Genomic DNA, 8,603 nt, shown 5'->3' with positions numbered 1-8,603 from the left:
AATTCTCAAGAATTCAATATGATATTTCAATATATCGACCCCGAACAGGCGCCGGGTGCAAGTCAAAAGAAAAATATTGCCTTTGCAAATGAGCTAAATGCTCGTTTTAACAGGAATAATTGCTTTTCACCGGAGTTCAATTGTGCAACCGCCAACGAAATATTAAGCTTTGACGACGCGATCTATATCGTTGTGGATGCATGCCAATATAAAGGTCAAGATCTATTCGATGAGATTAATGCTTTGTCCAATAAAAAGGTATTCAATAGGGACTACCTTTGCCAAAAAAAGAAAGCAATAATTACAGAGCTGTCGACACTTTCAGCAACAAGGAACTGCACCAAACAAGCGCTTTTGTCTGGAAATTTTGCAAGTGAAAAACTCAAAGAGTGGGTTGGAGCTCGCAATGACTTTCACTATGATAGGTTCATTACCTATCTGACAAATGGAACAACGCGAGCGTAGAGATTAACAATTGATAAAACTAAAAAGCAGTTAGATTCCCTCATCGAGCTATCAGGGTGCATACCAAGCTGGTGCGACCATACGGTTCATGGTCTGGCCCTGATCGCTATACGGGCTAGCCACTGTGGCCGAAAGCGGCGATCATTAACGGCTGCTTGCAACCAGAAATACATTTAAGAATAGAAATAAAAGTCCACATTTTAATTTGGCATTTTTTAAGCCGAAAGGTGCTACCAGGAAGAAATTAAATCCATTAAAGCAGCTATCTGAACTTTGAGTCTTGATGTTTTATATGAAAAAGATCAAGTTGAAGGTCATGTGATACCCTCTCCTGAAATAGGTAGCATTTAGCTTCCTCAACAGTCTTCCAGCGAGATGAAACACAATAAGAAAATAGCTCTTCTTCTTTTTTTTGCAAATAGCGAAGAGCGTCTTCATCTAAGTACTCATCAATAAAGCACGTCAATCGCTCACCTGGAACTAACTGCCATAAAACTAATCTTCTAATGGCTCGAACAAGATTCCCCATAGGGGATGGATTGGGCCGCAAGTTGATTTCAAGCTTTTTTGTTCTTAAGCGCTCAAGGTAGTCGTCATGACATATCAACTTTCTTTCCCACAAGTCATAAGCGACCGCATCCCAATCAAAGAATGTACCAAGCAAAACATCTTCCAGTGTTTGCATGGGTACATGCTTTTTTGCCCACGTGGTTTCTAAAGCCCAAAAGTCAATTTTCCAAGGCCCACTTTTATATCCGTAGCCTCCAAATCGATTAGGCGTCGCCTTAAGCTTTTCAGCCAAAAGCGCTACTTCCTCTTTAGAGTCGTGAATCACTAGATCTACGTCAGATCTAAAACCTGTTCGCCCCTCGCGAGCAAAATCACGAACAAGCCCACCTATGACCGCGACTCGATCAAAGGACCGAAAGTTAGACTTCAAAACGGCCTGCAAAGCTTCCATCTCTCCAGACCTGTTTGCCCAAAGATATCGATCCAATCGGCGCTTTAAAGCTGACTTATTAGGCGCAATTGACATCAGGCATAACCTCAATATCTTTCCAGAGACGCATGGCAAAAGTATCAGTCATTCCTGACACCATATCTGTAAGCAGGCGAAGCTCACGATAGCGCAACACCGAAGCGACCGTTGATGAATTTATATATTTGTCAGCTTGTTCAATATAGTTTGGACTTATCAACGAGAATACATACTTAGCACGAGCCCCCATTCGCTTTGATCGAATCTCATCAAATTTTTTACGACAGGAGATAGCCTCCCACAGTACAGTCATCAAACCATCGATGGCCTGAGAGCCTAAAGCCTCCATACGCAGTACAGATGAATGATTGAAAGCATTTTGCTGCGCAATTTTCTTCAGTTCATCGCAAAGCCGACTGTCATCCATCAAAGGTTTTATTGACTTGAAACCAAAAATTGCAGGGACATTTTCTACAAATGTTTTGCTCGCGTGCTCAATCAGACTCTCTATAAGGTAAGCTCTTAGATACTCAATCTTAATATCGCGTTGAATTTCCGGAGAAAACAGGCGGGACTCAATATCTCTAAATTTTTCTTGAATTTTACCAATCACGCCATCGGTTTTAAAGTTTTGGCGAAGTATAACTAGCACGTCATCCGGAGACATAATCCCTTTTTTGAGGACATCATCAACATCCAAAACGGAATAAGCGATATCGTCACACGCCTCCATAATCCAAGTCAGCGGGTGACGCTGCCCTTCCTCCAGCCCGGTCTGTTTTCTAATCCAGTCAACCAAGTCTTTTTCCGACTCGAAATAACCACCTTTTTTTCTAACTGGATCATCTTTATCTCTGTTTAAGTAACTTACAGGATATTTCAGTCCCGCTGCCAAGGTAGCAGCAGACAAGTCAAGACCAAGTCCGTCAATATGTGTCTGAAGTCTGGTTAAAAGACGAAGGCTTTGCGGATTTCCATCAAACTCAACGAACTCAGGCCAGTACTCCTCTGGAACTGGAGCCTCCAGAAGATCCTCATCTTTCTTGATTTTAGTAAAAATCCAGTCTTTGCGTTGCTCAAACCAGCGGCCAATGGCAACCTCACCTTGGTGCCCAAACGGAGGGTTACCTAAATCGTGTCCGAGACCTATCGACAGCAGCAGAGGGTTAATCATCTCAGCGAGACTATCGTCACCACAGCCATTCTGCCTGAAAGCGTCACGAGCGCCCTTGTACGCACGAGCGCCAATCGAGCGTGCTAGGTTGGAAACCTCATGGGAATGCGTTAAACGAGTACGCACTCCATCATTCTCTTCCATGGGCCAAACCTGAGTTTTATCAGCTAAGCGACGAACCGGAGTGGAGAAAAGCAAACGATCATAGTCTTGCTGAAACACCGAACGATGTGTAACAGCGCTAAGGCTGGATGAATCGCCCATCAGCCCTTGCTCAGTGGTCTCTTTAGCCATTCCGTAAGCCCCTGTGGGATTCGTGCGAGGACGGCGAGATTCGGACCAAATGCTTGGGGTTACTGGTTTTTCTTCCATGGATACTTTTTCCAGAAGGCTACGGTCAGGATTGCGGCGAACATTACCATACTGAGCATCCCAGCCAAGCGCGCAGATATCCTAACCGACAAGCTGAAGCGCGAGGGCGAGCGCCCTTCCTATTTCGAGCATAAATTTAGTGTAGATTTTTATAGCAAATCTTTCCGTTTTTGAGTCGATAGCAGCTCTTCGCTCCAAATTGGTTCGTCGCTCTATTCCTAAGTTATGCGAAGATTCGCTCTCACCGCGGGGTAAAGTTTTGCGGTGTCGCGTGAGTCTGTCGCAGGTGCTCAATTTTCTGCGACATGAAATACGATAGCTGTGGCTCTGCGATGGATTGGGTGCAACTCCGATGCGTTCGCCGTTTCTCAGGCCAGGGATCAGCAACCGAAGCCTGTCACACTGGGGATTTTATGCCTGCCACGAATGTCCGGACATGGCCGATTTTTGCCTTTTCTCGAAGGGCTGAAAACGCCCCAGTCTATTTAAGAACGCACTGAATATGTCGAAGGCTGAAAGCTACAAGCGCTGCCTGCTACACCACCAGACAGAGGCACGAATCGCCCTAGCGAGCTACATACCCCACCATACAGCTCTCTTCGTCAGGCTGCGATAGCGCACGCGACGTGCTCATGACTGCAAGGCACTGACCACGCAGATACGATGGCCAAGCAAGACGGGCTGCATCATTGATAAGCAATATCTGACGTCGTTCTCAAAGCAATTTTTGAAACAATCTGAGAAAAGCAGTAAATAAATCCGAGGAACGTGCCGAAAGGTGATGTAGGTGACTGAAAATGGTTGCCGTACCCACTGATAAGGCTCTTGAATGAAGAAGTTGTACAAGCTGTTCCGCACCACTGCCAGCATTGCTGGCGCCATAATCTGTTTCGTGCGCAACTACTGCGTAGATAATCCTTGGGTCATATCTGGCCTGAAAAAGCTTATGATTGCCTCTAGCATCATCATCACGATCCTATCGGCGATGCTTTGGCACATCTCTGCTACCTGGCAAGAAGACGTGGCCCAGATCCAGAACCTCGATCAGGCGAAGGTTATTGCGATCACCACCGCGGCCGCCATGCTGAACACAAAAGCGGCGATGCTTGGGGTGATCGCAGCCCTTCTGAACGCCCTGTACTTTTGGATCGGGACGCTGAGCAGCTCCATAGAGTAAAAATACTCTCTTTTAGGGCACCTCGTCAGCGATGAATCGTTCCTGATGCCCTACACGTATTGGATGCTTGCTCCTGGCCGATAGCTGAACCTAGCCAAGCATGCGCCTAGCTATGCGCTGCGACTAGTCAGCACTGTCTGCGCGATCCAGTGCCTGGTACCTGAGCAAAAAAACCACCTGTCCTAGAACAGATGGTTTCTGATTTTGCTGGAAGAAATAGTTGTCAGCGGATAAACGCAATCCCAGCGAAGAGAATCGCCGCCACGAGGGAGAGCATCACGCCAATATCTACAATGAGACTCACCCGAAACCGGGATAGCTCTGCCCGAAATTGTGCGAAGTCGGGATTGGATATACCTGCAGAGGACAAATGCCTATCAGAATCCATGGCTTGGATAACTGCTTCGATTCGCTGCTCAGGCACGTTAATCGCCTTTAAGGCTTTGTAGACTACCAGTCGATTTTTCATTAAGGCCTCCAAAATTAAAAAAGGCCTACCCCCAAGACGGGGAGGCCCGTCTTGGGTGGGGGAATATCATGCTTCCGTCGACATATAGGTCGACTGTCCGCGCTTCCGGAAGCGATGCGTTTTGGGAGGATCCTGCGGAAACCGCAGTGCCGTCTTGAAGATCCTGGCGGCTAGTGTGAGCTTGTAAATTGCATCCACTGACATTTGCCGTCAATCCGAAAACCGACTATCGAGTGTTCCCGAATGTTGGGCGCAGGGTTGTCTGCATCCGATACTTTCGTCTTCTGAATTTGGCGTAGCCCGCAAGCCTTGGATCAGTCAGTAGTTGGAGATAGCCAGCGTCATGGTTCTCACGCTGATCGATCCTCACGCTAGACATCATTTTCATTCGTTTGAAGGAAGAGAAGCATAGCTTTCCAGTGGCCGTTGATTTGGTCCAACTGGTGCCAGTGTCTCGGTCGGATGTGCAGAGTATTTTCATGGTGGCGCAACTCCACTCCGTCATTGCACAACTGCTGGATCAGCAGTTTGATGTCGGCAGGGTCTGAGTTGGGTGTGGCGACAGCGGCGACACTGGCGACAATCTGCGGAACGCCATGGTTGGCATCTGGCGACAGCTTGGCGACGGACGTGGCGACACACCGCAGGACAGGGCGCATCTGATTTTTTGACTGAAAGCGGCGTACTGCGTCATTCAGACGGAACACGGCACACCTCGAAATTTTTTGTGTCTTGGCATCTCACACATTGCGTTGTGAGTAACTCAACGAGGAGCGTGGCAGTGTGATCACTGCTCTTGCGTGCAAAGCGTGGACCGTTGCGATTGATGTCTCGGATGGTAAAGCGCGTCCAGCCTTTCTGCTTCAACCACCGTAACAAACGATCCGCTTCCTCTCGTAGGGTGTTAACCGGTTCTTGCTCAGTCAGGCGTTGAATCTCGGCGAGGTAATAATCCATTAGCGTTGAAGCGCGCTGAATATGCTCTTCGTTCAAGGTAGTTGCTTGTTCGATTACCGCCAGAACCCCCGCGATGCGCAGTACATTCGCTGCAGCTTTACTTGCGACGGATTGCACGCCTGCCAGCTCCCCGAACTCGCCAGACTGGCACTCTATGGTGTCGTGAATATCAATCCAGGCCATGCGGGCGCTGTGCGTCAATTCCATTGTCGTGAGCTTGAGTGATCCGTCTTTGTTGGTCGCTAACGGTTTCTTCAGAAGATCAGTGATATGCGATTGGTAGCGCTGGACCTTGGGGTCTTGCGTCAGATCTACCGCCTTGTACAGGCGTTGACCTATCAAACGTTCAGGCCAACTGATCAGGAATCTGCCGAGTACACCTTGGCCATTGATCATCGGATCTTTGAGGAACTGGTTAGCGAGATACGGCTGCAGCATCAGATGCATGCTTAGACGACGATCATAGGCTCGAAGGCTTTCCCCGGGCATGGAGCGTGCCCGGTCTATAGGGCTGCCATCCCAGATTTTCGAAAGCGCGGTGATGGCTTTGAGCTGGTTCTCTTTGCTCATGGTGCTGCCGCCGAGGAATTGACCGCCTTCGTCATTGAACAGGCCCATGCTTGGCAGCCCATAACACAGGTTTTTTATGAGGGCTTCGATGGTAGGGTCGGTTGAGATCAGTCTGGGCTGGACGGGCTCGGAGAGTTCACAGATGTCATGCTTTGCCTGTCGCTGGGCTCTGGCCGCAAGACGGATAGCAGATTGGTAGGCGTTGAGCTTTTCCATGTACACAGACCACTGCTCTCGCTCCCAGCTACGTGCTGCCGAGAGGGCTTGGTGATCCACTGCACTTTTACGGTCACCTGATGATGCGATCGTTAGCAGATACAGAGACAGTGGGTAGTTGCGACCGTCGAGCTGTACGTTGACGTGGCCCTGAGTCACCAAAGCCGCAGTGGCCAGCACCGATTGAGCGGCCATGGCGATCGGTGCGCCGATCACCTCTGCCATCCGTTCTACCGCGTCTCCCAAGAGCTCACCGAGCGCTTCGACCGGGTAGCTCAAGGGGCGGGGCTGATAATCCAGAAGGGGGCGCGGTGGCGGATCGCATTTTTCGCACAATTGCATCGAGAACCATCTCCTTATGAGATCAGTTTTTCCTCGCTATTAAGGAGAAAGCACGACGATGAGATGTATTTTCAGCGCTCTGGAACTACTCGGGATCGTCGTTAACTGCTCCTCGTGAGGCGTTGGTGTACCCCGCGCTCGACTCGCGATCAACCAGGCCATCAGGGGAGGCAGTTTACGTAGAAGACCTTGGGTCTCGGTGGCTTTAGATAGATTTATTACCGTATGTGAGATCGCCAAGCGAGCCGCTGCAAAACGCCGCGGCGAAGCCTTCGCGACTACAGCTGCTACGGCGGGAAAGCATGATCGGGAGTTATGTTGGCGACGACCGCCAGTTCGTCGCCTCACCCCTGTTCAGGGACGGCAAGGGTTGTCGCCGCTGTCGCCGCCGTCGCCATCAATTTGAATCTGATTAACGAATCGAGACGACTTTCCGGTTTCTGTTTTCATGGATTGCTGCGATTGAAAAATCCCCCGTGGCCGCCTTTTGAATGTGCTCACTCCACCAGGCCATCATCGGGCGTCGACGTTCAATGTAGTCTGCGCGGTTGTAAGCGCTTCTTACCTCGTCTTTGTCAACGTGAGCCAAAGCTACCTCAATGAGTTCTGCATCCCATGCGTGCTCGTTCAGGATCGTGCTGGCCATGGAGCGCATTCCGTGGCTGACGAGTCGCCCCTCAAACCCCATACGTTTCAGCGCCATGTTGGCGGTCTGGCTGTTGCAGTGAGTGCGGGGGTTGCGATCCGAGGGGAACACGTGCTCTCTGTGTCCACTGTATGGTTTGATGGCCTCGAGGAGAGCTAAAGCCTGCTCCGTGAGCGGGATGATGTGTGTGCGACGTTTCTTCATTCGCTCCGGTGGAATGGTCCAGATCTTCTTTCCGACGTCGATGTCAGCCCATCGAGTGGTTGCAGCTTCTGCTGGCCGAGTCATCGTGTGGAGCTGCCATTCGATGAGGCATCGGGTGGTTCTTTTGATGCTGGCGTTGGCAATTGCCACCATGAGTTCATTGAGCTCATCGGGGGGCAATGCTGCCATGTTTTTCTTCTTTGGTTTTTTGAAGACCGATCGAATTCCGCTCAGGGGGTTGGCGTGGATAAGTCCATAGTTCACCCCGTAAGTCATGATTTCGTTGAGGCGTTGGGTCAGGCGCTTGACCGTTTCCAAGCTGCCTTTGGTTTCAAGTGGTCTAAGCAACTTGATGACCTGAGGTGCGCTGATTTCAGAAATCGGGGTTGCTTCCAGATCCGGGAAGATGTGCAGCGTGAGCGAGCGCCAGATGTCTTCAGCGTAGGCGGTTGTCACGGAGTCTTTCTTGAGTTCAAACCAGGCTGTCGCGACGTTTCGAAAGGTGTGCTCTGTCGCAGCTTTTTTCGCTTGGCGATCTGCATCGCGTTGCTCTTTCGGGTCCAGTCCTTGGGCAACCAGCTCCCTGGCTTCAACCGTGCGTTTTCGCGCATGAGCCAGGCTGAGTTCTGGAAATGTCCCCAGTCCCATGTTGATCCGTTTCTTGGTCACGGGATGGATGTAGTTGAAATTCCAAAGCCTCGAACCGTTGGTTCGGACTCGTAACTGAAGGCCGTCGCCGTCGGTCAATGTGTAGTCCTTGTCCTTGGGCTTGGCGGCTTTGATTTTAAGGTCTGAAAGGCGTGTGGCTCGGGCTCCCATGGGTACTCCAACGCTGTTTGTGTATTCCAAAATTTACCAGTCAGGGGCTTGGAATACGCCTTGGAATACATTTCAAAATGGATCTGCATGAAGCGCTGTGGAGCCCAATAGCCCTGAAACCCCCGTATTTACTAGATTTCAGGCACAAAAAAAGACGTCCGTGGACGTCTTTAGATGATGAAGTGGTGGAGCCGGGGGGATTTGAACCCCCGT

The 8,603-nt window shown here is 49.9% G+C and carries 8 protein-coding genes; 2 read left to right on the top strand and 6 right to left on the bottom strand.

Annotated elements, in window-relative coordinates; translation table 11 throughout:
* Window positions 1-465, top strand: a 465-nt coding sequence (locus tag F8N49_RS21825; RefSeq protein WP_218574899.1) for a hypothetical protein, incomplete at its 5' end; no start/stop codon positions are given.
* 262 nt (window positions 466-727) lie between these two features.
* Here the strand turns inward: F8N49_RS21825 and F8N49_RS21820 are convergent.
* Together F8N49_RS21820 and F8N49_RS21815 are read right to left on the bottom strand one after the other, a co-directional pair.
* Window positions 728-1,426, bottom strand: coding sequence for a hypothetical protein (locus tag F8N49_RS21820; protein ID WP_151552520.1), 699 nt, complete (start codon window positions 1,424-1,426; stop codon window positions 728-730).
* A gap of 58 nt (window positions 1,427-1,484) precedes the next feature.
* Window positions 1,485-2,912 (bottom strand): deoxyguanosinetriphosphate triphosphohydrolase family protein, encoded by a 1,428-nt coding sequence (locus F8N49_RS21815; protein WP_218574898.1) that lies wholly within the window; start codon window positions 2,910-2,912, stop codon window positions 1,485-1,487.
* A gap of 907 nt (window positions 2,913-3,819) precedes the next feature.
* On the opposite strand from F8N49_RS21815, the gene F8N49_RS21810 reads away from it, so the two are divergent.
* Complete coding sequence (locus F8N49_RS21810; RefSeq protein ID WP_151552516.1) at window positions 3,820-4,167, top strand: hypothetical protein; 348 nt, start codon at window positions 3,820-3,822, stop codon at window positions 4,165-4,167.
* A 223-nt stretch (window positions 4,168-4,390) separates the two neighbouring features.
* On the opposite strand, the gene F8N49_RS21805 is transcribed toward F8N49_RS21810, so the two are convergent.
* The 4 genes from F8N49_RS21805 to F8N49_RS21790 form a co-directional block, all read right to left on the bottom strand.
* Window positions 4,391-4,636 carry a hypothetical protein gene (locus F8N49_RS21805; protein WP_151552514.1) on the bottom strand — a complete coding sequence of 82 codons (246 nt, stop codon included), beginning with the start codon at window positions 4,634-4,636 and terminating at the stop codon, window positions 4,391-4,393.
* Between the two features lie 371 nt (window positions 4,637-5,007).
* Window positions 5,008-5,343 carry a hypothetical protein gene (locus F8N49_RS21800; RefSeq protein WP_151552512.1) on the bottom strand — a complete coding sequence of 112 codons (336 nt, stop codon included), beginning with the start codon at window positions 5,341-5,343 and terminating at the stop codon, window positions 5,008-5,010.
* A complete protein-coding gene (locus F8N49_RS21795; RefSeq protein WP_151552510.1) occupies window positions 5,327-6,721 on the bottom strand; it encodes a YfjI family protein in 1,395 nt (464 codons plus the stop codon). Before F8N49_RS21795 ends, F8N49_RS21800 begins: the two co-directional genes overlap by 17 nt.
* A gap of 412 nt (window positions 6,722-7,133) precedes the next feature.
* Complete coding sequence (locus F8N49_RS21790) at window positions 7,134-8,390, bottom strand: integrase domain-containing protein (protein ID WP_151552509.1); 1,257 nt, start codon at window positions 8,388-8,390, stop codon at window positions 7,134-7,136.
* Window positions 8,391-8,603 lie beyond the last annotated feature (213 nt).

Origin of the sequence: Pseudomonas sp. GXM4 (assembly GCF_008923895.1) — a bacterium.
Taxonomy (GTDB): Bacteria; Pseudomonadota; Gammaproteobacteria; order Pseudomonadales; family Pseudomonadaceae; genus Aquipseudomonas; species Aquipseudomonas atacamensis.
This window is presented reverse-complemented; position numbering and strand designations above follow the sequence as displayed.